We start from the raw sequence: 1,036 nt of genomic DNA, 5'->3' as shown, positions 1-1,036 counted from the left end.
TGCATATTCCGGCCGATCATGAACACCAATTCCGATTCAACGTGAACACCATTTCCGGACCAATGTGAACGCTCATTCCGGTTCAACCTGAACACTTCGCCCCTCCTTTCCGGAAACAGTGTTCAACATCCCGGAATCACTGTTCACATTCACCGGAATCATCCTTAACGCATTGATTTAAAAACCTTTGATACGCTCTCCCTTTTGCCAGGGAAGAGCCTATGTCTGCCAAGAGGATTGCAATGCGTAAAATTCGTGAAGTGCTGCGACTGCGGCTGGAAGCTGACCTCTCTGTTCGCCAAATCAGTATCTGTACCAAGGTCAGTGTCGGCTCCATCCAGAAACTCCTCAAAAGTGCCCAGGCGCTCGGCCTTACCTGGCCCTTACCTACCGAGCTTGATGATGGCCGACTGGCTGCCCTGTTCTATCCGCAGGCCGATACCACCATCTCGGCCCGCCATGTTGTGCCGGATTGGCCCTCTGTCCATCAGGAGCTCAAGCGCAAGGGGGTCTCCAAACAGCTGCTCTGGGAGGAGTACACCCAGCGCTATCCCAATAGCTGTTACAGCTACTCCCAGTTCTGTGACCGTTACAAGTCCTGGTGTCAGTTGCAAAAGCGCTCCATGCGCCAGATCCACAAGGCGGGGGAAAAGCTCTTTATCGACTACTGCGGGCCCACGGTGCCCATCGTGTCGCCGACTACGGGTGAGGTCCGTCAGGCACAAGTCTTTGTCGCCGTGCTCGGTGCGTCCAACTACACCTTTGCCGAGGCCACCTGGTCCCAGTCACTGCCGGACTGGCTGCAAAGCCATGTCCGTGCCTTTGAGTTTTTCGGCGGGACACCGGTACTGCTGATCCCCGACAACCTCAAGAGCGGTGTCAGCAAGGCTTGCCGATACGATCCCGAGCTCAACCCCAGCTACCAGCAGTTGGCCGAGCACTATCAGGTGGCGGTGATGCCAGCTCGCCCTTACAAGCCTAAGGACAAAGCCAAGGCCGAGGTGGGTGTGCAGATCGTCGAGCGCTGGATCCTGGC

At 56.4% G+C, this 1,036-nt stretch carries 1 pseudogene; it reads left to right on the top strand.

Annotation, left to right across the window (positions count from 1 at the left end):
• Positions 1-221: 221 nt before the first annotated feature.
• Positions 222-1,036, top strand: a pseudogene (gene istA, locus PG892_RS22315) (IS21-like element ISAs29 family transposase); the annotation flags it as partial.

This window comes from Aeromonas sp. QDB68 (assembly GCF_027707405.1).
Classification (GTDB): Bacteria; Pseudomonadota; Gammaproteobacteria; order Enterobacterales; family Aeromonadaceae; genus Aeromonas; species Aeromonas caviae.
Note: the sequence above shows the minus strand (reverse complement) of the source record. Positions and strands in the feature narration are given on the sequence as shown.